This window comes from Microbacterium sp. Root322 (assembly GCF_001425645.1).
In the GTDB taxonomy this organism is placed as follows: Bacteria; Actinomycetota; Actinomycetes; order Actinomycetales; family Microbacteriaceae; genus Microbacterium; species Microbacterium maritypicum.
On the sequence record NZ_LMCS01000001.1, the window covers coordinates 155,207 to 176,718 of the forward strand.

Consider the following 21,512-nt stretch of genomic DNA (forward strand, 5'->3'; position numbering starts at 1 on the left):
GCTCAGACACATGACTCTGCGCACCCTGGACACACTGGGGTCGCTCGAGGGCAAGCGCGTCATCGTCCGTTGTGATCTCAACGTCCCCCTGCGGGATGGGATCATCACGGACGATGGCCGTGTCCGCGCCTCGTTGCCGACCCTCAATGCACTGATCAACGCGGGTGCCCGCGTGGTCGTGTGCTCCCACCTCGGCCGCCCGGATGGCGCGCCCGATCCTCAGTACAGCCTGGAGCCGGTGGCCCAGCGGCTGTCCGAGCTGCTTGGCGCTCCTGTCGCCTTCGCACGCGACACCGTCGGCGAGTCGGCTCAGGAGGCCGTCGCCTCGCTCGAGGACGGCGGGGTCGTCGTCATCGAGAACCTGCGGTTCAACGCGGGGGAGACGTCGAAGGATGACGCCACCCGCGCCGCGTTCGCCGCGGAGCTGGCAACGCTCGGGGACGTTCTCGTCTCCGACGGGTTCGGGGTCGTTCACCGCAAGCAGGCGAGCGTCTACGAGCTCGCCGAGCTGCTCCCGTCGGCGGCAGGCCTGCTGATCGCCGCCGAGCTCGATGTTCTCGATCGTCTGACCGAGAACCCGGAGCGCCCGTACGCGGTCGTCCTCGGCGGATCGAAGGTCAGCGACAAGCTGGGCGTCATCTCGCATCTGCTTCCGCGGGTGGACAGGATCCTCGTCGGCGGCGGCATGCTGTTCACCTTCCTGAAGGCACAGGGCCACGCCGTGGCGTCGAGCCTGCTGGAAGAGGACCAGCTCGAGACGGTTCGCGGCTACATCGCGGAGGCCGCCGAGCGTGGCGTGGAGCTCGTGCTCCCCACCGATGTCGTGGTCGCCGCATCCTTCGGCGCGGACGCCGCGCACGAAGTCGCCGCAGCCGACGCGATCGAATCGACGCCGTTCGGTGCCTCCGGCATCGGACTGGACATCGGCCCTGCGACGGCGGAGCGTTTCGCGGAGGTCATCCGCGAGTCGAAGACGGTGTTCTGGAACGGCCCGATGGGCGTGTTCGAGTTCCCCGCGTTCGCGGCCGGTACCAAGACCGTGGCGCAGGCGCTCACCGAGGTCGACGGCCTCAGCGTGGTGGGCGGCGGTGACTCCGCGGCGGCCGTGCGTCAGCTCGGATTCGCCGACGACCAGTTCGGTCACATCTCGACCGGCGGCGGCGCGAGCCTCGAATTCCTCGAGGGCAAGAAACTACCTGGGCTGGAGGTCCTCGGATGGGCGTGAACTCCCGTACCCCGCTGATCGCGGGAAACTGGAAGATGAATCTCGACCACCTTCAGGCGGTCGCGTTCGTGCAGAAGCTGCACTGGACGTTGAAGGATGCCAAGCACGAGGACGGGTCCGTCGAGGTGGCGGTCTTCCCGCCCTTCACCGACATCCGCAGCGTGCAGACGCTCATCGATGCGGACAAGATCCCGTTCGCGCTCGGTGCGCAGGATGTGTCGGCGCACGACTCCGGTGCGTACACCGGCGAGGTCTCCGGGGCGTTCCTGGCGAAGCTCGACGCGAAGTACGTCATCATCGGACACTCCGAGCGTCGTGAGTACCACTCCGAAGGCGACGACATCGTGGCCGCCAAGGTGAAGGCGTCGCTCAAGCACGGCCTCGTGCCCGTGATCTGCGTCGGTGAGACCGCTGGCGACCTCGAGAAGTTCGGCGCCAGTGCGGTTCCGGTGTCGCAGCTCGAAGCCGCGCTCGATGGCGTCTCGCCGAAGGCGGACATCGTCGTGGCATACGAGCCCGTATGGGCGATCGGCTCCGGCCAGGCGGCGACCCCGCAGCAGGCGCAGGATGTCTGCGCCGCACTGCGCGCCGTCATCGCGAAGGTTCTGGGCGACGAAGCGGCCGCGCGCACGCGCATCCTCTACGGCGGTTCGGTGAAGTCGGGCAACATCGCCAGCTTCATGCGCGAACCCGATGTGGACGGCGCTCTGGTCGGCGGGGCGAGCCTCGTCGTGGACGAGTTCGCCGCGATCATCCGCTTCGAGAAGCACGTCGGCGTGTGAGTGCAGCGGGGCTTCGGCCCCGCTGCACCGTATACTTGACCGTTACGGGGGCGCTCCGGCCCCATCGAAAGGCTCTTTCTCGTGGCAATTCTCGAGTTCGTCCTGCAGGTCGTGCTGGGTATCACCAGCGTTCTGCTGACCCTCCTCATCCTCTTGCACAAAGGTCGCGGCGGTGGCCTGTCCGACATGTTCGGTGGAGGCATGACCTCCGCGGTCGGCTCTTCCGGACTCGCGGAGCGGAACCTGAACCGCTTCACCGTCGTCCTGGCTCTGACGTGGTTCGTCTCCATCGTCGCGCTGGGCCTCATCACGAAATTCGAGGTCATCTGATGGCAACCGGTGGAAACGCGATCCGCGGCACCCGCGTGGGCTCCGGCCCCATGGGCGAGCAGGACCACGGCTATCACGCCGACCGCATCGCGGTCTCGTACTGGGACGGACTCGGCAACGAGACCGTGCGGTACTTCGCCGCCGGTCTCCCGGAAGAGGAGATCCCGGAGACGATCGATCACCCGCAGTCCGGTCTTCCCGCCGGTCGCGACAAGGAGAATCCTCCTGCACTCGCGAAGGCGGAGCCGTACAAGACTCACCTCGCCTACGTGAAGGAGCGTCGTACCGACGAGGAAGCCGTCCAGCTTCTCGACGATGCTCTCACGCAGTTGCGTGAGCGCCGGGGACAGTGACCTCGGTCTGACCTAGAAGAAGCCGCCGCGAGTGATCGCGGCGGCTTCTTCCGTATCCGGAGACCGTGCTCAGCGGCAGCCCGCCGCTGCGTCGATGTAGTTCTGCGGAGGGTATCCGTATGCCCAGACCCCGTTGGCATCGTCGGTGTAGCCCATGCTGATGGCCCAGGCGGTCGCCCACTTCTCGATGCTGTCCTGCGTGGAGGAGTCGTACATGCTCTGACACTTGACACTGATCGCATGCCCGACCTCGTGTGCGACGAGCGCCTTGCTCCGGACGCCCGGCCACTGCTCGGCAACCGAGTTCGAGAGTGCGATGGTCGCCCGCCCCTTCTCTCCCCACCACCAGGTCGTATAGCCGCCCATGCTGCCGTTGTAGCCGGCGCCGCTGACCACCGGCGCCCAGTCGAAGTCGAGAAGCACGCCGGGAGCGAGGGACCGCGCGAACGTCTCGATCTCGAGCCGGGTGTCCAGAAGCGGCCCGGCTTTCTCCGCCAGCTCTTCGTTCTCGGTCGCGATGACCTGCGCAGCCGCGTCCTGCAGGGCGAGGTAGGCCGTGGCCGCATCTTCATCCACCGCCGTCGCGGCCGTCGCCTCCGCGGCCGCGTCACGCAGGGCGATCACGGTCTCGGTGCGTGCCGAGAGATGAGCGCCTTCGAACCCGGGCGCGGCCTCGCCCGCGGTGGTGATCACAGCCAGACCGCTCTCGGTCACCGTCGCCCGTGCGTCTTCGATATCGGTCGAGGCGTCCACGAGCTCGTCGGCGAGGGCATCGACGTCGCGGAGTCGCTCGTCCAGTTCCGACGTGGCACCGAACAGCTCCCAGAACCAGCCGGGCTTCGTGCCAACGGCAGGGATGTCCGTCGCGACGACGCCATCCGCGTCCGAGGCCGTGGCGGTGCTGTCTTCGACCGCCGAGGCGAGCCCGGCATGCACATCGTCGGGCACGGCGATCGGCTGGTTCCCTCCCGAGATGACCCGTCCGGCCGCATCGGTTGCTGCACGCAGGTCGGCGATGTCGTCGCGCACCTGCGCCTTCGCGCTCGATGTCGTCTCGGCGGCGTTCTCGTACTGCGACGCGGCGCTGTCGTATCCGAGATTCGAGGTCACCTGAGTGATGGCCAACGCCGCGATCACGGCGGCTCCACCGAGCAGGCCGAGGAGGAGTCCGGTGCGCGTGCTTCGGCGTGGCGGCGTCGGTACAGGGGCGGAGGATGCCGCGGAGAACTGGACGGGCAGCTGGTGCCCGCCGTCGCGAAGCGTCTGACCCATTCGATGGTGCCTTCCGGTCGGAGACTGCGTGCAGCGGTGCTGTCAGCGTATTCGACGGGAGGGACAGGAATGCGAGAAGGCCCCCACCGATGGTGGGGGCCTTCTGGAGTGGAGGGGCTGACGAGAATCGAACTCGCATCATCTGTTTGGAAGACAGAGGCTTTACCACTAAGCTACAGCCCCGGATCCGCACCTTCGGAAAGGTTCGGTACCGACTCATCGACTATACCGGACTCTGACGCATGCTCCTGTCCGTTAGACTCGGTGGGGCTGAATCCGCGTGCGGATTCCCCGGGGCGTAGCTCAGTTTGGTAGAGCGCCCGCTTTGGGAGCGGGAGGTCGCAGGTTCAACTCCTGTCGCCCCGACACGGCCCCCACGGACCTTACAGCCGCGATTCGAAGCGGAAATCACAAGGAGAACACACCAGCATGGCGAACAGCACCGTCGAGAAGCTGACCCCGACCCGGGTCAAGCTCACCATCACGGTCACCCCGGACGACCTCAAGCCCAGCATCGCTCACGCGTACGAGCACATTGCTCAGGACGTGCAGATCCCCGGCTTCCGCAAGGGCAAGGTCCCGGCTCCGATCATCGACCAGCGCATCGGTCGTGGCGCCGTCATCGAGCACGCCGTCAACGAGGGCCTGGACAAGTTCTTCCGCGACGCGACGGTCGAGCACAAGCTGCGCGTCGTCGGCCGCCCGGCCGCCGACATCACGCAGTGGCCGAACGAGAAGGACTTCTCGGGCGACCTGCTCGTCGACATCGAGGTGGACGTCCGCCCCGAGATCGAGCTGCCCTCCTACGACGGCATCACGGTGACGGTCGACGCCGTCGAGGCCGATGACGCCGCGCTCGACGCAGAGCTCGACAACATGCGCGCCCGCTTCGGCACGCTCGTCCCGGTCGACCGTCCCGCCGCGAAGGGTGACTTCGTCGAGCTCGACCTCGTCGCCACGATCGACGGCGCCGAGATCGACCGCGCCGAGGGCGTCTCCTACGAGGTCGGCTCCGGCGAGCTGCTCGAGGGCATCGACGACGCGATCGAGTCGCTCACCGCCGGTGAGGACACCACGTTCCGCTCGGCTCTGGTCGGCGGCGACCACGCCGGTTCCGAGGCCGAGGTCTCCGTGACGGTCAAGGCGGTCAAGGAGCGCGAGCTCCCCGAGGCCGACGACGACTTCGCGCAGATCGCGAGCGAGTTCGACACGATCGCCGAGCTCCGCGAGAGCCTCGCCGAGCGCGTCGCTCAGCAGGGCGTCTTCACGCAGGGCTCCGCCGCGCGCGACAAGCTCGTCGAGGTGCTGCTCGAGCAGATCGAGATTCCGGTCCCGCCGCAGCTCATCGAAGACGAGGTGCACAACCACCTCGAGGGCGAGGGCCGTCTCGAGGACGAGGTGCACCGCGCCGAGGTCACCGAGGCCAGCGAGAAGCAGTTCCGCACGCAGGTTCTCCTCGACACGATCGCCGAGCAGGCCGATGTGCAGGTGTCGCAGGAAGAGCTCAGCCAGTACCTCATCCAGTCTGCTGCGCAGTACGGCATGGCTCCGCAGGAGTTCGTCGAGGCGCTGCAGTCCTCGAACCAGCTGCCGGCGCTCGTCGGTGAGGTCGCCCGCAACAAGGCCCTCGCGATCGCCCTGGGCAAGGTGAAGGTCGTCGACAGCAACGGCAAGCCCGTCGATCTGTCCGACTTCATCGTCACCGACGACGAGGCCGCCGAGGCCGAGTCCGCCGAGGTCGAGGAGAAGCCGGCCAAGAAGGCTCCTGCCAAGAAGCCTGCTGCCAAGAAGGCTCCGGCCAAGAAGGCCGACGCGGCTGACGAGGCCGAGAAGCCGGCTGCCAAGAAGCCCGCCGTCAAGAAGGCTCCGGCCAAGAAGGCGGCCGACAAGGCCGAGTGATCGGACACGATCCAGTGAAGAGGGCGGATGCTGCGGCATCCGCCCTCTTTTCCATACAGGGAGCGGACAGTGATGAAGACGTGGGATGAGCGCATCGACGAGGTGTGGGATGACGCGACAGGCGAAGAGGTCGGCGACGACACGATCGCCCGCATCGACGCCCTCGCCGCCGAACGCGGACCGGATGACGCTCGTGCGGAGTTCGAGCGCGGTGGTGCGCGGGATTCCGCGGGGAGGCCGGCGGAGGCCGTCGTGCTGTATCGGCGCGCCCTGACGCTGGGCTTGGACGAGGAGCATCGCCCGCAGTGCGTGATCCAGATGGCCAGCTCTCTGCGGAACCTCGGCGAGTACGACGACGCTCTCGCCGTGATCCGCGCCGAGGAGGAGCTGTCGGCGGACGGTCCGTATCGCGACGCCATCGCGTGCGTCCATGCCCTCATCCTCGCGAGCGCGGGACGGCCGGCGCAGGGTCTGTCGGTGGCTCTGCTCGCCCTGGTGCCGCATCTGCCGCGCTACCACCGGTCGATGACGGCATATGCCCGCGAGATCGCGGACGCCGACACCTGATATGCCGACGGCGAACACGGCCTGGGTGCTGCGTTGACGCCGGTAGATTCGAATCACTGAAACACGGAATCAGGAGCTGACATGGCTGCAGAACCCCTCCTCGCAACGAGCGTCTTCGACAGGTTGCTGAAGGACCGCATCATCTGGCTGGGGTCGGAGGTGCGCGACGAGAACGCGAACGAGATCTGCGCGAAGATCCTTCTTCTCGCCGCAGAGGACTCCGAGCGAGACATCTACCTCTACGTGAACTCGCCCGGTGGCTCCATCACCGCCGGCATGGCGATCTACGACACGATGCAGTTCGTGCCGAACGACATCGTCACGGTCGGCATCGGTATGGCCGCCTCGATGGGCCAGCTGCTGCTCACCGCGGGCACCAAGGGCAAGCGGTACATCACGCCCAACGCGCGAGTGCTGCTGCACCAGCCGCACGGTGGCTTCGGCGGAACGTCGAGCGACATCCAGACCCAGGCGCAGCTCATCATGTCGATGAAGAACCGCCTCGCCGAGATCACGGCGGCCCAGACCGGGAAGTCCGTCGAGCAGATCAACGCCGACGGTGACCGCGACCGCTGGTTCACGGCCGAGGAAGCGCTCGAGTACGGCTTCGTCGACCACATCCGCGAATCGGCCTCCGACGTCATCGGCGGCGGCGGAACCGACCAGGACACCGAGTAACGGAAAGCGAAAGGACGCTCATGTACACACCCACCTTCCGCTCAGCCGGTGACCTGCCCTCCAGCCGCTACGTGCTCCCGCAGTTCGAGGAGCGCACGGCCTACGGCTTCAAGCGTCAGGACCCGTACAACAAGCTGTTCGAAGACCGCGTGATCTTCCTCGGCGTGCAGGTCGACGACGCCTCGGCCGACGACGTGATGGCGCAGCTCCTCGTCCTGGAGAGTCAGGATGCCGAGCGTGACATCACGATGTACATCAACTCGCCCGGTGGCTCGTTCACCGCGATGACGGCGATCTACGACACGATGCAGTACGTCGCGCCGCAGATCCAGACCGTGGTGCTCGGCCAGGCGGCCTCTGCTGCGGCCGTGCTGCTCGCGGCCGGCGCGCCGGGCAAGCGCCTCGCGCTCCCGAACGCCCGGGTGCTCATCCACCAGCCCGCGATGGGGGAGGCCGGGCACGGCCAGGCCTCCGACATCGAGATCCAGGCCGCGGAGATCCTCCGCATGCGCACGTGGCTCGAGGAGACCCTCGCCGGGCACACCAAGCGCACCCCGGAGCAGGTGAACCGCGACATCGACCGCGACAACATCCTCTCCGCATCGCAGGCGCTGGAGTACGGCATCGTCGACCAGGTGCTCACGACGCGCAAGCGCGTCTGATCCCGATCGACTCGAAGGGCGTCCGTCATCACGACGGGCGCCCTTTCGTCGTCCCGGCGGATGTGCACTCGCCCTGGTGGAGAATGCGCATATGAGCAAGATGGTGCGCGAACGCTGTCAAAGGCCTACTCTGGAGGAGGAAGGAGGAAGCCGTGGAAGAAGATCTGCTCATGGTTCGCGTCGCCGAGCTGTACTACGACGAGGACAAGACCCAGGACGAGATCGGCGGACTCCTCAAGATCTCCCGGTGGAAGGTCGGTCGGCTGCTCACGCAGGCCCGTGAACGAGGCATCGTGCGCATCGAGATCGTGCACCCGCGCGCCCGCAGGCTCGGCCTCGAGCGGCTTCTGGTCGACCGGTTCGGACTGACGGATGCCGTCGTCGTGCCGGCGCCCGACGGCGATGACGGCACACTCGAGCGCGTCGCGCAGGCCGCCGCAGACTTCCTGACCGCCCTCCGGCCGGTGCCCCGCACTCTCGGGGTGAGCTGGGGACGCACGCTCCGCGCAGTCGCCGAAGCGCTCCCCGACGGGTGGGCGAACGGCGTGACCGTCGTGCAGCTCAACGGGGGAGTGAGCCTGAACCGGCGCTCCGGCGGTGCTGCCGGCCTCGCTGTCACGATCGCGCAGCGCGCCTCGGGACAGGTCTCCCTGCTTCCGAGCCCCGCGATCCTCGAGCGCGTGGAGACGAAGCAGGCGATCGAGTCCGACCGCACGGTCGCCGCGGTGCTCGAAGAAGCCGCGGAGGCGCAGGCGTTCCTGTTCACCGCCGGACCCTGCGATGCCTCTTCCGCTCACGTCGAGAACGGATACCTCAGCGCCGAGGACGTGGAAGAGCTCGCGCGTCGTGGCGCGGTCGGAGACGTTCTCGGGCGCTATGTCGACGCCGAGGGCAACATCGTCGACTCGCAGCTCGATGCGCGAACGGTCGGCGTCTCGCTCGACCGCCTGCGCGGAGCCACCCGCGCGATCTTCGTCACGGCGGGACCCGCCAAGCACGACATCGCGCGCACTGTCGTGACCAGCGGCCTGTGCGGCGTTCTGGTGACCGATGAGACCACAGCACGAGCATTGTTGGAGGAACAGTGACGACCAAAGAACTCAACCGCAGGACGGCGGTGGACGTTCTGGGCGGAGAGCCCGACGACGCCACGCTCCGGCGTTTCCTGCACGGACTTCCCGGAGTGGACGCCGTCGGTCTGGAGCAGCGCGCTGCCGGGCTCGGCACCCGCTCGATCAAGACCACCTCGAAGGCGTGGGCGCTCGACACGATCATCAAGCTGATCGACCTGACGACGCTCGAGGGCGCGGACACCCCCGGCAAGGTGCGCTCCCTGGTCGCCAAGGCGAAGAACCCGGATGCCGCCGATGCGTCGACCCCGCGGGTTGCCGCCGTCTGCGTCTACGGCGACATGGTCGCCGACGCGGTCACGGCGCTGGGGAGCCTGCACGGCGACCCCGACGACGGTCTGATCTCCGTCGCGGCGGTGGCCACGGCATTCCCGAGCGGGCGCTCGTCGCTCGCGATCAAGCTCGCCGACACCGCTGAGGCGGTCGCCGCCGGAGCCGACGAGATCGACATGGTCATCGACCGTGGGGCGTTCCTGTCGGGCCGCTACGGTCTCGTGTTCGACCAGATCGCCCAGGTCAAGGAAGCGTGCCGTCGCGAAGACGGCTCCTACGCCTCGCTCAAGGTGATCCTGGAGACCGGTGAGCTGAACACCTACGACAACATCAAGCGCGCCTCGTGGCTCGGCATCCTGGCCGGAGGCGACTTCATCAAGACCTCGACCGGCAAGGTCCAGCCCGCCGCGACGCTCCCGACCACCCTGCTGATGCTGGAGACCGTGCGCGACTGGCACCGTGGCACCGGAGAGAAGATCGGCGTCAAGCCGGCCGGTGGCATCCGTTCCTCGAAGGACGCGGTGAAGTATCTCGTGACCGTCGCCGAGACCGTGGGCGAGGAGTGGCTCCAGCCGCACCTCTTCCGCTTCGGCGCATCCAGCCTCCTCAACGATGTGCTCCTGCAGCGTCAGAAGCTCAGCTCCGGCCACTACTCGGGCCCCGACTACGTCACGATCGACTGACGGGAAGACGAACATGTCATTTCTGGAATACGCTCCCGCACCGGAGTCCACCGCGATCCTGAACCTCAAGGACAGCTACGGCCTGTTCATCGACGGCGAGTTCGTCGACGGCTCGGGCACCCCGTTCCACACCATCTCGCCGGCGACGGAGAAGCACATCGCCGAGATCGCCTCGGCCAGTGACGAGGATGTCGACCGCGCGGTCGCCGCCGCTCGTCGCGCCTACGAGAAGACCTGGTCGAAGATGAGCGGCCGCGATCGCGGCAAGTACCTCTTCCGCATCGCGCGCCTCGTGCAGGAGCGCGCCCGCGAGCTCGCCGTCGCCGAGAGCCTCGACAACGGCAAGCCGATCAAGGAGAGTCGCGACGTCGACGTGCCGCTGGTCGCCTCGTGGTTCTTCTACTACGCGGGCTGGGCGGACAAGCTCGATCACGCCGGACTCGGCGCGAACCCCCGCGCTCTCGGCGTCGCCGGGCAGATCATCCCGTGGAACTTCCCGCTGCTGATGCTCGCCTGGAAGATCGCGCCTGCACTCGCCGCCGGCAACACGGTCGTGCTCAAGCCTGCGGAGACCACGCCGCTCACGGCGCTGATCTTCGCGGAGATCCTTCAGCAGGCCGACCTTCCGGCCGGTGTCGTGAACATCGTGACCGGTGCCGGTGCCACCGGCTCCACTCTCGTCCGCCACCCGGATGTGGACAAGGTGGCCTTCACCGGTTCGACCGGTGTCGGCCGCGACATCGCACGGGCCGTGGCAGGCACCCACAAGAAGCTGACGCTGGAGCTCGGCGGCAAGGCCGCGAACATCGTGTTCGACGACGCCCCCATCGATCAGGCCATCGAAGGCATCGTGAACGGGATCTTCTTCAACCAGGGTCACGTGTGCTGCGCGGGAAGCCGCCTGCTGGTGCAGGAGTCGATCCACGATGAGGTCGTCGACCGGCTCAAGACGCGCCTGTCGACGCTGCGCCTCGGCGACCCGCTCGACAAGAACACCGACATCGGTGCGATCAACTCCGCAGCCCAGCTGGCGCGCATCCGTGAGCTCAGCGACATCGGGGAAGCCGAGGGCGCAGAGCGCTGGAGCGCGGACTGCGCGATCCCGGAGCAGGGCTTCTGGTTCGCCCCGACGATCTTCACCGGTGTCGAGGCGTCGCATCGCATCGCCCGTGATGAGGTCTTCGGCCCCGTGCTCTCGGTGCTCACCTTCCGCACACCCGCCGAGGCCATCGCGAAGGCGAACAACACGCCTTACGGCCTGTCCGCAGGCATCTGGTCCGACAAGGGATCGCGCATCCTCGCTGTGGCCGACCGCCTGCGTGCCGGTGTCATCTGGGCCAACACCTTCAACCGCTTCGACCCGTCGAGCCCGTTCGGCGGCTACAAGGAGTCCGGGTTCGGCCGCGAGGGCGGCCGCCAGGGTCTCACCGCCTACCTCAAGGGAGCCGCAGCATGAGCAAGCGACTGACCGTGCCCAAGACGTACAAACTGGCGATCGGCGGGGCCTTCCCACGGAGCGAGTCCGGCCGCACGTACGAGGTGCTCACCCCCAAGGGTGCCTTCCTCGCGAATGCGGCGAAGGGTTCCCGCAAGGACGCTCGTGACGCCGTCGTGGCCGCTCGTGCTGCGGTCAAGGGCTGGTCCGGTGCGACCGCCTACAACCGCGGACAGGTCCTGTACCGCGTCGCGGAGGTGCTCGAAGGCCGTCGTGCGCAGTTCGTCGAGGAGATCTCGGCGCAGGAAGGCGTCTCGGCGGCGGCCGCGGCCTCGCAGGTCGACGAAGCCATCGATCTCTGGGTCTGGTACGCCGGATGGTGCGACAAGTACGCCCAGGTGGCGGGTAACGCGAACCCCGTCTCGGGTCCGTACTTCAACATCTCCGTGCCGGAGCCGACCGGGGTCGTCGCGATCGTCGCACCCCAGGACTCGGCGCTGCTCGGTCTGGTGTCGGTCGTGGCTCCGGCTCTGGTCGCTGGGAACACGGTGGTGGTCGTCGCGAGCGAGCAGCACCCGCTCTCGGCCATCAGCCTCGCCGAGGTGCTCGCCACCAGCGACGTCCCCGGTGGCGTCGTCAACGTGCTCACGGGCTCGCCGGCGGAGATCGCCCCGTGGTTGGCCTCGCACCAGGACGTGAACGCGCTCGACCTGGCGGGAGCGGGTGCTCTCGACTGGGTCGACATGCAGATCGCTGCGGCCGAGACGCTCAAGCGCGTGCTGACTCCGGGTGAGGTCGTCGCCTCTCCGGAGCGGATCGGCGCGTTCACGGAGATCAAGACCGTCTGGCACACCAAGAGCATGGTCTGACGGACGTCGGAACGACGGAGGGCCCTGCCGCGCATCGCGCCGCAGGGCCTTCTCTCTCGAAAGGGCGTTGCGGGAGCATCACTGTGGTTTTATGACGGCATGACGATCACGCCACGTCGGAATCCCTCCGCGGTCTTGTCGCTCCTGCTCGCCGGGACACTCTTGCTCGGGGGATGCGCCGTGGTGCCGGCCGAGACGGGCGGTGCGGGGAGTCCGGCCCCGCCCACGCCCACCGTGGCGTGCCCCCAGAAGGACGGTGCGGTGCTTCCCCCGGAATGCGCGCCGTACGATCCAGATCACGCCATGGCGCAGAACGATCGATATCGGGATCGCATGGAGCTCTCTGACGAGGCTGCGGCAGCAGCGGTGCAGCCGGTGGCCGACCTGCGTGTGCGTCTGGAAGCACTGCGGACGGAAGGCGAGATCTCGATCCGGGCCGTCGAGCAGGCGTTGCAGGAGATCGGTCTCCCGGACGCCGTGGTCCGCGGTGACGAGGCTGCCGTGGAGTTCGGAGCCGGCGCGCCGGAGGGCGGGTGCGTGTTCGGCGAGGTGCGTCAGGACGCGGTCCGCGTCGAGGCGGGCGGATACATCATGGACGGAGGGTGCCTGCCCGCGCAGTGAGTCCGGATCCGACTCGCCGCAGACCAGAGCTCGCCGGTATGCGCAAAGCACTACGCGCCAATGCGGCCCGGTGTCGTATGCAGCGGTTAGGCTCGAAGGACGATCTCTGATCCCCCCTAGGAGGACGCGCATGGCACGCATCGGTGAAAGCGCTGACCTGTTCAAATGCTCTTTCTGCGGAAAGAGTCAGAAGCAGGTCCAGCAGCTCATCGCGGGCCCCGGCGTGTACATCTGCGACGAGTGCGTCGAGCTGTGCAACGAGATCATCGAAGAGCGCATGGCCGAGTCGTCCGCCGACGGGGTCGCCGAGTTCGAGCTCCCCAAGCCGCGTGAGATCTTCGCGTTCCTCGAGGAGTACGTCGTCGGCCAGGAGCCTGCGAAGCGTGCCCTCGCCGTCGCCGTCTACAACCACTACAAGCGCGTGCGTGCGCACGGCACCCTGCAGACCGCCGAGCAGAAGGCGGAAGAGGTCGAGATCGCCAAGAGCAACATCCTGCTCATCGGCCCGACCGGATGCGGCAAGACCTACCTCGCACAGACGCTCGCGAAGCGCCTCAACGTCCCGTTCGCCGTGGCCGATGCCACCGCGCTGACCGAGGCCGGCTACGTCGGCGAAGACGTCGAGAACATCCTCCTCAAGCTCATCCAGGCTGCGGACTACGACGTCAAGCGCGCGGAGCAGGGCATCATCTACATCGACGAGGTCGACAAGATCGCCCGCAAGGCCGAGAACCCGTCGATCACCCGCGACGTCTCGGGGGAGGGCGTGCAGCAGGCTCTCCTGAAGATCATCGAGGGCACGGTCGCCTCGGTTCCGCCGCAGGGCGGCCGCAAGCACCCGCATCAGGAGTTCCTGCAGATCGACACCTCGAACGTGCTGTTCATCGTCGCCGGAGCCTTCGCAGGCCTGGAAGACATCGTGTCGGCGCGTGTCGGCAAGCACGGCATCGGCTTCGGCGCCCCGCTGCACGACAAGGGCAAAGACCTCGATCTCTTCAGCGAGGTGCTCCCCGAAGACCTGCACAAGTTCGGACTCATCCCCGAGTTCATCGGGCGTCTTCCGGTCGTCACCTCGGTGTCGCCTCTCGACCAGTCCGCGCTCATCGACATCCTCACCGGTCCGCGCAACGCTCTGGTGAAGCAGTACCAGCGCATGTTCGAGATCGACGGCGTGCAGCTCGAGTTCGAAGAGGATGCACTGCGATCGATCGCCGACCTCGCTGTCGAGCGCAAGACCGGTGCCCGCGGACTCCGCGCGATCCTGGAAGACGTGCTGGGACCGATCATGTTCGAGATCCCGTCGGCGGAAGACGTCGCGAAGGTCATCGTCACGCGCGCGGCCGTCGACGAAGGCGCACCGCCCACCATCGTGATGGAGCGCAAGCGCAAGAGCGCGTGAGCGCTGAGCCGGCCGCCTGGACGACGATCGCCCGCAGGACGGTCGTCGAAGACCGGTGGATCCGTCTGCGCGCGGACGACTGCGAAGACACCAGCGGCCGGTCGATAGCGCCGTACTACGTGCTGGAGTACGGCGACTGGATCTCGGTACTGGCCCTCGACGGGAACGACGACGCGATCGTTGTCGAGGAGTACCGTCACGGCGCCGCCATCGTGGCCATCGGCACGATCGGCGGGGGAGTGGAGCCCGGGGAGTCGCCGGAGGACGCGGCCGTCCGGGAACTCCTCGAGGAAACGGGCTTCGAGTCCGACGACCTCATCGGGCTCGGTGCGACGTGGGCCAACTTCGGCAACCACACCAACCGCGTGCACCACTTCCTCGCGCGAGGATGCCGGCGCGTCGCGGAGCAGTCGCTCGACGACGGCGAGTCGATCGCCGTGCACGTGCTGTCGCTCGACGGGCTCGGTGACCGTCTCTCGCAGAGCTACCACCAGCTCACCTGGTACAAGGCGATGGACTGGCTCGGACGATGACCGGTGCCGCGGCGAGGGGCGGGGATCGCCACACCGCTCCGCCGCAGTAGTCGGCGCTGCCTGGTCCCGGGTCAGGCGGTCTGCATGAGCAGATCGGTGCGCAGCTCCGCCGGGGCAGTGCTCGGGTCGGAGACGTAGACCTCGATCCAGACGCCTCCGGGACGGAGGCCTTCTGCCGCTGCGCGCTCGACCAGCCCTGCCCACGCGGCGCCGAGCTCTTCGTAGGAACCCAACAGGGTCGTCGCGACCGCTGGGCCTTCGGGCAGGGTCGAGGCGACGATGACACTCCCGCTGGCGGTCGGGATGGGATGATCGGGCGGCGACTGCACGGGGTAACCGATCTCGAGGTCGAACACGCCCATCGGATCACCGTGGTAGATCGCCAGCGCAGGGCCGGTCGGGATCAACACGTCGCCCGCGAACGTCAGTGCGATCGCCGAGTAGCTCGCGTCGAACGCGGCCGGGAGGTCGGCCATGCGGATGCCTTTGTGTCGGATGACGGCGAGGGGGACGGCGTCGAGGTCGAGCCGGTCGGCAGGACCGAAGGGGGCGTCGGGGAATGCACTCATGCGCTCAGGGTCTCACGACTCACGAGCCCAGTCCACGGCGCTTCAGGAGCGGTTCGATGTCGGCATCGCGGCCGCGGAAGTCGCGGTAGGCCTCGAGCGGATCCTTCGAGCCGCCCACTCCGAGCAGGCGCTGGCGGAATCGGTCGCCGTTGCCTCGCGTCAGACCGCCGCTCTCGCGGAACCACTCGACCGTGTCGGCGTCGAGCACTTCGCTCCAGATGTACGAGTAGTAGCCGGCGCTGTAGCCGCCGGAGAACACATGGGCGAAGTAGGTGGATGAGTATCGGGTCGGGACGGCCGGATCGTCGAGTCCGATGTCGGTCAGCGCTGCAGCCTCGAAAGCGGCGACGTCGTCGACGTGTGCGTCTGTGCCCAGCCGATGCCATGCCTGATCCAGCCATGCCGCCGCCAGATACTCGCTGGTGGCATGCCCCTGGTCGAACGTCTCGGTCGCTCGCAGGCGCTCCACGATCGCGGAGTCGAGCGGTGCACCGGTCTCGTGGTGCCGGGCGTAGTTGTCGAGCACCTCGGGCCACAGGATCCACATCTCGTTCACCTGGCTCGGGAACTCGACGAAGTCGCGGAACACGTTCGTCCCGGCGAAGTGCGGGTAGGTCACGGTCGCGAAGAGTCCGTGCAGCGCATGCCCGAACTCATGGAACAGCGTGGTCACCTCGTCGAGGGTCAGCAGCGTCGGCTCGCCGTCTCCGGGGAGGGGCACGTTCAGGTTGTTGACGACGACGGGTGCCGTGCCGCGCAGTCGGGACTGGCTCACGATGGCGTTCATCCAGGCGCCACCGCGCTTCGAGTCGCGGGTGTACAGGTCGAGCACGTAGAGACCGACTGCGGTTCCGTCGGCGTCGCGCACCTCGAAGACGCGTGCGCCGGGGTGGTACGCGGCGAGGTCTTCGCGCTCGGAGAAGGTCACCCCGTAGAGCCGGTTCGCCGCGAAGAAGACACCGTCCTGCAGGACGCGCTCTGCCTCGAACCAGGGGCGCAGCGCACTGGAGTCGATGTCGTATCTGGCTGTGCGCACGCGTTCCGTGTAGAAGGCCCAGTCATGTGCCTCGACCGGGAAGGGCGACGCCTCGGTCTCGTCGACGATCGCCTGGAGTGCGGCACGCTCGGTGCGGGCGTTGCGCGCGGACGGGGCGGCGAGGCGGCGGAGCATCTTCTCCACGGCATCCGGCGTCCCCGCGGTCTCATCGGCGGTGACATAGGCCGCGTGCGAGTCGTAGCCGAGCAGCTTCGCGCGTTCGGCGCGCAACCGCACGATCTCCCGCAGGACCGGTCGGTTGTCGTTGGCGTTGTCCCGAGAGGCCCGCATGAGCGAGGCCGCCATGATGCGCCGCCTCGACTCCCGCACGCGCAGCTGAGCCAGCGCGGGATGCCCGCTGAACAGCGGCAGCGTGATGAGGTACTTGCCGTCGAGCCCCCGATCCGCCGCCGCGCGCGCGGCAGCGGACAGCTCGCCCGCGCTCAGCCCCTCGAGTTCATCGGCGGCATCGAACACCACGGCGAGGGCGTTGGTGTCGTTCAGCAGGTTGCGCTCGAAGGTGTTGGTCAGCGTCGACAGCTTCTGGTTCAGCGCCGTCAGCTGCGCCTTGTCCTCGTCGTCGAGACTCGCACCCGCGTGCGTCATCTCGCGGTGATGGCGCTCCACGAGGTAGCGCTGCTCGGGGTCGAGGTCCAGGGCATCGCGCTGCTCGTACACCCGCTGCACCCGCCAGTAGAGCTGACCGTCGAGCGTGATCGCGTCCTGGTGTGCGGCCATGAGCGGTGCGAGCTGCTCATCGATCTCCTGGATCTCGGGCGTCGCATCGGCCGAGCTCACCGTGTAGAAGGTGTGCGCGACGCGGTCGAGCAGTTCGCCTGATCTCTCCAGCGCCTCGATCGTGTTCTCGAACGTCGGCATCGAGCGCACCATCGTGATGCGGGCGATCTCGCGAAGCTGCTCCTGGAAACCCGCCTGGAACGCGGGGAGATAGTGCTCGGGCCGGATCGCACCGTAGTCGGGGAGCCCGTAGGGGAGCGTCGACGGCTGCATCAGCGGATTCGTGGCGTCGGTCATGCCCACGAGCCTATCCACCGTGACCCGGCGTGCTCAGGATCCGTCCTCGCTCAGGCGCGTCATCACCCCGCGGAGGGCTTCGACGACCACGCGGACCGATCGGCGACGCAGAGTCTCAGGACGGGCGAGCAGGTCGATCATCCGATGAGTGCTCACCCCCTCGAGCGGGATGCGCACGATGTCGCGGTCGTCGACGCTGCGTGACGTGAATCGGGGCAGCATCCCGATCACCCCGCCCGCGGCCACGACCGCGGACACCGCGCCGTAGTCGTTGATGCGGTGCTGGATGTCGACGGGGTGACGAGCAACCGCCGACACGGCACGGAGCACGTCATCGGGGGAGTATCCGATGCGACTGGTGACCCACCTCTCGCCCGCGACGTCGGCCGGTGTGAGGTTCGCGCGATCGGCGAGGCGATGGGCCGTCGAGACGGCGACGTCGAGCGGCTCGCGGATCAGCGTGAGGCTGCGCACGCCCTGATCGGGCCAGGGCTCGGAATGCTCCATGCGGTGCGCGAGCACGAGGTCGTAGCGTGCGGTGAGCGCGGGGAACTCGCTCTGGGCGACGTCCTCGTCGGTGAGCTGCACCGTCGGCGCGTTCTCGGAGGACGACAGCTCCCTCACCAAGGGGCCGAACAGGGCCTGTCCGACACTGTGGAATCCGCTGACGCTCACGACCCCCGTGGCGGCACCTTCGAAGTCGTCGAGGGCGTGCCGCGCCGAGGCCATCGCGTCGATGACCTCGGCACCCGCCGCTGCCAGCACCTCGCCGGCAGGTGTGAGAGCGAGTGTGCGACCGAGCCTGCGGGTCAGCGGGGTCGGAACGCCTCTCTGCAGGGCGGCGAGCTGTTGGGATACGGCGGAGGGGGTGACCCGGAGCGCATCGGCCACCGCCGTCACGCTCCCGAGAGCACCGAGCTCTCGCAGGATCTGCAGCTGATGGAGTTCCACGTTCTCAGTGTAGGTGCGGCTACATCGATGATGCAGACGATGCCGATTGTTCTACATCGTCTGATGCGATGGGATCGAACACATGAAGGCACTGTACAAAGGCGCACCCGGCGCCGGACTCGAGCTCGTCGAGCGTCCTGATCCGATCGCCGGCACCGACGACGTCGTCATCCGGGTGTTGCGCACGGGGATCTGCGGCACCGATCTGCACATCCTCCGCTGGGATGACTGGGCGGCGTCCGCGATCGCCGCTCCGCTCATCCCCGGCCACGAGTTCTACGGGGAGGTCGTCGAGGTCGGCCCCGGTGTGCACGACATCGCCGTCGGCGACCGGGTGTCCGGCGAAGGACACATCGTGTGCGGCACGTGTCGCAACTGCCGGGCGGGTCGCCGCCAGATGTGCATCCGCACGATCGGCCTCGGTCTGCAGCGCGACGGCGCCTTCGCGGAGTACCTCGCTCTTCCCGCGACGAATGTGTGGGTGCACCACTCCGAGGTGACGCCCGAACTCGGTGCGATCTTCGATCCCCTCGGCAACGCCGTCCACACCGCCCTCACGTACCCGCTCGTCGGTGAGGACGTGCTCGTCACCGGCTGCGGACCCATCGGGCTGATGGCGATCGCGGTGGCCCGGCACGCGGGTGCACGGTTCATCACGGCGACCGACGTCAGCGCACCCCGCCTGGAGATGGCCCGCCGGATGGGCGCCGACGAGGTGGTCGACGTCTCGGTCCGCGACATCCGCGATGCGCAGCAGGCGCTCGGAATGCGGGAGGGGTTCGACATCGGATTCGAGATGAGCGGTGCGCCCTCGGCTCTCCCGGCCATGATCGACAACATGAACCACGGCGGCCGCATCGCGATGCTGGGTCTGCCGAGCGCGGGGTTCGGAGTCGACTGGGGCAAGCTCGTCACCCACATGCTCACGATCAAGGGCATCTACGGACGCGAGATGTTCGAGACATGGAACGCGATGGGGGCGATGCTGCAGACCAGCGCGACCCTGCGGGGCGCCATCGGCCGGGTGATCGCCGAGGTCGTCCCCGCTCGCGACTGGGAGCGCGGCTTCGCTGCGTCCGAGTCTGCGGGAACGGGCAAGATCATCCTCGACTGGACGGAGCTGTGATGTACGGGACTTTTCAGAAGCATGTGGCGGGAGAGCTGGCGGGGATCGAGGAGGCCGGACTCACCAAGCATGAGCGCGGCATCCGCGGACCGCAGAACGCCTCGATCACCGCGGACGGTACGGAGGTGCTGAACTTCTGCGCCAACAACTACCTCGGCCTCGCCGACGACCCGCGCATCCTCGACGCCGCGACCACGGCCCTGCAGGAATGGGGCTACGGTCTGGCCAGCGTGCGCTTCATCTGCGGTACCCAGGAGCAGCACCTCGAGCTCGAGCGTCGGCTCGCCGACTTCCTCGGCACGGACGAGGCCATCCTGTACTCGTCGTGCTTCGACGCGAACGGGGGCGTGTTCGAGACGCTCTTCTCCGCCGAGGATGCGATCATCTCGGACGAGCTCAACCATGCGTCGATCATCGACGGCATCCGGCTCTCGAAAGCGCGCAGGCTCCGCTACCGGAACCGCGACATGGCCGATCTCGAAGCGCAGCTGCAGGCCGCCTCGGACGCCCGTTTCCGCGTGGTGGTGACGGACGGCGTGTTCTCGATGGACGGCTACATCGCACCGCTCGCCGAGATCTGCGACCTGGCAGAGCGTTATGACGCCCTCGTCTTCGTCGACGACTCGCACGCCGTCGGCTTCGTGGGCGAGAACGGCCGAGGGACGCCGGAGCTCTGCGGAGTCGCCGACCGCGTCGACATCTACACCGGCACATTCGGCAAGGCGCTCGGCGGCGCATCCGGAGGCTACGTCGCCTCGCACGCGGACATCGTGGCTCTGTTGCGCCAGCGATCCCGTCCGTACCTCTTCTCGAACACGCTCGCCCCGGCGATCGTGGCGGGCACCCTGACCGCGCTCGACCTCGTCGAGGGGTCGGCCGATCTTCGTGCGCGTCTGCGCAGCAATGCCGCGCTCTTCCGCGAGCGCATGACCGCCGAGGGGTTCGACCTGCTGCCGGGGGAGCACCCCATCGTGCCGGTCATGTTCGGCGACGCCGCGAAGACGGCGCGGATCGCTCGCGAGATGCAGGAGCGCGGTGTCTACGTGACCGCCTTCAGCTTCCCCGTCGTGCCCCGCGACCTGGCACGGATCCGGGTGCAGCTCTCGGCAGCGCACACGCCGGAGCAGATCGAGCGCTGCGTCGCGGCATTCGTCGCCGCACGGGCGGCGATCGACTGATCCGCACAACTTGCAAAGAAACACTTGCAAAGACTTCTTTGCAACGGTATCTTTGCATGCATGACGAATGAGACCCAGGTCAGGACTCTGGACGCCAGTGCGCTGAAGGCCCTGGCGCACCCGCTCCGGGTGAAGATCTTCGACCTTCTCGCCGCACGTGGTCCGCAGACGGCGAGCTCGCTCGCCGCCCTCGTGGGGGAGACCTCGGGGTCGACCAGCTACCACCTCCGCGCCCTCGCCGCGCACGACCTCATCCGCGAGGTCGAGGGGCGGGGCACGGCACGCGAGCGATGGTGGGAGCGGCCCAAGGGGCGCATTGACGTGCCGGGGCCCGACGAGATGACCTCGCCGGCGAACCGTGCCGCTGCGCAGATCGTCACGTCGGAGTTCTTCCGTCTGCGGCACGAGACGCTGATGTCGTACCTCAACCGGCCGCAGTCCGAGGTGCCCGAGGCCTGGCGCGATGTGGGGATCACGATCACCACCCACCTCGATATGACGCCGGAGCAGGCCATGTCGCTCCGGGAGGAGCTCGAGAGCATCGTGGAGAGCGCCATCGAGCGCTACCGGGGTCAGACCGGCCCCGATGTTCGACGCGTCTCGCTCCGCACCGAACTCTTCGACCTTCCGACGCCGCAGCAGGCGACGCGCGGATCCAGCGACGACACCGTGGAGGAATCATGACCAGCGCGACTCTTCACCTGGTGGCGCCGACCCAGACCGAACGCGGGCTGCTGAGACTCGCCGGCCATCTCACCGCCTACGTCGAGCACCGCATCTCGCGGCGCGCCGAACGGCGTGAGCTCTCCCTCGATCTGCTGCGCGAACAGCAGACCCGCAGGCAGGATCCGCGCGCCGTCGACCACGCTCTCGCCCAGCTCGGCCTGACCCGGCGCTGACACCCCC

At 67.8% G+C, this 21,512-nt stretch carries 23 protein-coding genes and 2 tRNA genes; 20 read left to right on the forward strand and 5 right to left on the reverse strand.

The window, feature by feature from the left end:
- The first annotated feature begins 10 nt into the window (after window positions 1-10).
- From ASC55_RS00730 to ASC55_RS00745, 4 genes are all read left to right on the forward strand, one after another.
- Window positions 11-1,225, forward strand: coding sequence for a phosphoglycerate kinase (locus tag ASC55_RS00730; protein ID WP_055872361.1), 1,215 nt, complete (start codon window positions 11-13; stop codon window positions 1,223-1,225).
- Window positions 1,216-2,007, forward strand: a complete 792-nt coding sequence (tpiA, locus tag ASC55_RS00735; RefSeq protein ID WP_055872362.1) for a triose-phosphate isomerase — start codon at window positions 1,216-1,218, stop codon at window positions 2,005-2,007. The genes ASC55_RS00730 and tpiA overlap by 10 nt, the downstream gene beginning before the upstream one ends.
- A gap of 81 nt (window positions 2,008-2,088) precedes the next feature.
- Complete coding sequence (gene secG, locus ASC55_RS00740) at window positions 2,089-2,337, forward strand: preprotein translocase subunit SecG (protein WP_017202783.1); 249 nt, start codon at window positions 2,089-2,091, stop codon at window positions 2,335-2,337.
- Window positions 2,337-2,690 carry an RNA polymerase-binding protein RbpA gene (locus tag ASC55_RS00745; RefSeq protein WP_017830291.1) on the forward strand — a complete coding sequence of 118 codons (354 nt, stop codon included), beginning with the start codon at window positions 2,337-2,339 and terminating at the stop codon, window positions 2,688-2,690. The genes secG and ASC55_RS00745 overlap by 1 nt, the downstream gene beginning before the upstream one ends.
- 69 nt (window positions 2,691-2,759) lie before the next feature.
- Here ASC55_RS00745 and ASC55_RS00750 read toward each other — a convergent pair whose 3' ends face one another.
- Window positions 2,760-3,962: a hypothetical protein gene (locus ASC55_RS00750; RefSeq protein WP_055872363.1), complete on the reverse strand. Its 1,203-nt coding sequence runs from the start codon at window positions 3,960-3,962 to the stop codon at window positions 2,760-2,762.
- Between the two features lie 109 nt (window positions 3,963-4,071).
- Window positions 4,072-4,145: transfer RNA gene (locus tag ASC55_RS00755), tRNA-Gly, on the reverse strand.
- Between the two features lie 109 nt (window positions 4,146-4,254).
- Between ASC55_RS00755 and ASC55_RS00760 the strand changes: the two genes are divergently transcribed.
- The 12 genes from ASC55_RS00760 to ASC55_RS00815 all read left to right on the forward strand — a co-directional run bounded on the left by ASC55_RS00760 (window position 4,255) and on the right by ASC55_RS00815 (window position 14,711).
- Window positions 4,255-4,328: transfer RNA gene (locus tag ASC55_RS00760), tRNA-Pro, on the forward strand.
- Between the two features lie 63 nt (window positions 4,329-4,391).
- Window positions 4,392-5,861, forward strand: coding sequence for a trigger factor (gene tig / locus ASC55_RS00765; protein WP_055872364.1), 1,470 nt, complete (start codon window positions 4,392-4,394; stop codon window positions 5,859-5,861).
- A gap of 72 nt (window positions 5,862-5,933) precedes the next feature.
- Complete coding sequence (locus tag ASC55_RS00770; RefSeq protein ID WP_055872365.1) at window positions 5,934-6,428, forward strand: tetratricopeptide repeat protein; 495 nt, start codon at window positions 5,934-5,936, stop codon at window positions 6,426-6,428.
- An 81-nt stretch (window positions 6,429-6,509) separates the two neighbouring features.
- The gene (locus ASC55_RS00775; RefSeq protein ID WP_017830295.1) at window positions 6,510-7,106 is read left to right on the forward strand and encodes an ATP-dependent Clp protease proteolytic subunit; all 597 of its coding nucleotides are present in this window, start codon (window positions 6,510-6,512) and stop codon (window positions 7,104-7,106) included.
- 20 nt (window positions 7,107-7,126) lie between these two features.
- The gene (locus tag ASC55_RS00780) at window positions 7,127-7,768 is read left to right on the forward strand and encodes an ATP-dependent Clp protease proteolytic subunit (RefSeq protein WP_017830296.1); all 642 of its coding nucleotides are present in this window, start codon (window positions 7,127-7,129) and stop codon (window positions 7,766-7,768) included.
- A gap of 152 nt (window positions 7,769-7,920) precedes the next feature.
- Window positions 7,921-8,856, forward strand: coding sequence for a sugar-binding transcriptional regulator (locus tag ASC55_RS00785; RefSeq protein WP_235563064.1), 936 nt, complete (start codon window positions 7,921-7,923; stop codon window positions 8,854-8,856).
- Window positions 8,853-9,854, forward strand: coding sequence for a deoxyribose-phosphate aldolase (deoC, locus tag ASC55_RS00790; protein WP_017830298.1), 1,002 nt, complete (start codon window positions 8,853-8,855; stop codon window positions 9,852-9,854). Before ASC55_RS00785 ends, deoC begins: the two co-directional genes overlap by 4 nt.
- A 13-nt stretch (window positions 9,855-9,867) precedes the next feature.
- Window positions 9,868-11,310 carry an aldehyde dehydrogenase family protein gene (locus ASC55_RS00795; RefSeq protein ID WP_017830299.1) on the forward strand — a complete coding sequence of 481 codons (1,443 nt, stop codon included), beginning with the start codon at window positions 9,868-9,870 and terminating at the stop codon, window positions 11,308-11,310.
- On the forward strand, window positions 11,307-12,158 hold the full coding sequence (locus tag ASC55_RS00800) for an aldehyde dehydrogenase family protein (RefSeq protein WP_017830300.1): 852 nt from the start codon (window positions 11,307-11,309) through the stop codon (window positions 12,156-12,158). The genes ASC55_RS00795 and ASC55_RS00800 overlap by 4 nt, the downstream gene beginning before the upstream one ends.
- A gap of 333 nt (window positions 12,159-12,491) precedes the next feature.
- Window positions 12,492-12,779 carry a hypothetical protein gene (locus tag ASC55_RS00805; protein WP_151486516.1) on the forward strand — a complete coding sequence of 96 codons (288 nt, stop codon included), beginning with the start codon at window positions 12,492-12,494 and terminating at the stop codon, window positions 12,777-12,779.
- Between the two features lie 130 nt (window positions 12,780-12,909).
- Window positions 12,910-14,178: an ATP-dependent Clp protease ATP-binding subunit ClpX gene (gene clpX, locus ASC55_RS00810; RefSeq protein ID WP_017830302.1), complete on the forward strand. Its 1,269-nt coding sequence runs from the start codon at window positions 12,910-12,912 to the stop codon at window positions 14,176-14,178.
- Window positions 14,175-14,711 (forward strand): NUDIX hydrolase, encoded by a 537-nt coding sequence (locus tag ASC55_RS00815; protein ID WP_055872367.1) that lies wholly within the window; start codon window positions 14,175-14,177, stop codon window positions 14,709-14,711. The genes clpX and ASC55_RS00815 overlap by 4 nt, the downstream gene beginning before the upstream one ends.
- Before the next feature lie 71 nt (window positions 14,712-14,782).
- Here ASC55_RS00815 and ASC55_RS00820 read toward each other — a convergent pair whose 3' ends face one another.
- Genes ASC55_RS00820 through ASC55_RS00830 form a run of 3 tightly spaced genes read right to left on the reverse strand, consistent with a single transcriptional unit; the run spans window position 14,783 to window position 18,302 of the window.
- Window positions 14,783-15,280 carry a GyrI-like domain-containing protein gene (locus ASC55_RS00820; RefSeq protein WP_055867507.1) on the reverse strand — a complete coding sequence of 166 codons (498 nt, stop codon included), beginning with the start codon at window positions 15,278-15,280 and terminating at the stop codon, window positions 14,783-14,785.
- A gap of 19 nt (window positions 15,281-15,299) precedes the next feature.
- A complete protein-coding gene (locus ASC55_RS00825) occupies window positions 15,300-17,351 on the reverse strand; it encodes a M3 family metallopeptidase (RefSeq protein ID WP_055872368.1) in 2,052 nt (683 codons plus the stop codon).
- A 33-nt stretch (window positions 17,352-17,384) separates the two neighbouring features.
- A complete protein-coding gene (locus tag ASC55_RS00830) occupies window positions 17,385-18,302 on the reverse strand; it encodes a LysR family transcriptional regulator (RefSeq protein ID WP_055867510.1) in 918 nt (305 codons plus the stop codon).
- Window positions 18,303-18,384: 82 nt separating this feature from the next.
- Between ASC55_RS00830 and tdh the strand changes: the two genes are divergently transcribed.
- Genes tdh through ASC55_RS00850 form a run of 4 tightly spaced genes read left to right on the forward strand, consistent with a single transcriptional unit; the run spans window position 18,385 to window position 21,505 of the window.
- On the forward strand, window positions 18,385-19,428 hold the full coding sequence (gene tdh / locus ASC55_RS00835) for an L-threonine 3-dehydrogenase (protein WP_055872369.1): 1,044 nt from the start codon (window positions 18,385-18,387) through the stop codon (window positions 19,426-19,428).
- The gene (locus tag ASC55_RS00840; RefSeq protein ID WP_055872370.1) at window positions 19,428-20,606 is read left to right on the forward strand and encodes a glycine C-acetyltransferase; all 1,179 of its coding nucleotides are present in this window, start codon (window positions 19,428-19,430) and stop codon (window positions 20,604-20,606) included. Before tdh ends, ASC55_RS00840 begins: the two co-directional genes overlap by 1 nt.
- A 60-nt stretch (window positions 20,607-20,666) precedes the next feature.
- The gene (locus ASC55_RS00845; RefSeq protein WP_055872371.1) at window positions 20,667-21,290 is read left to right on the forward strand and encodes an ArsR/SmtB family transcription factor; all 624 of its coding nucleotides are present in this window, start codon (window positions 20,667-20,669) and stop codon (window positions 21,288-21,290) included.
- Entirely contained in the window at window positions 21,287-21,505 is a 219-nt protein-coding gene (locus ASC55_RS00850) for a hypothetical protein (RefSeq protein ID WP_017830310.1), read from the forward strand. Before ASC55_RS00845 ends, ASC55_RS00850 begins: the two co-directional genes overlap by 4 nt.
- Window positions 21,506-21,512 lie beyond the last annotated feature (7 nt).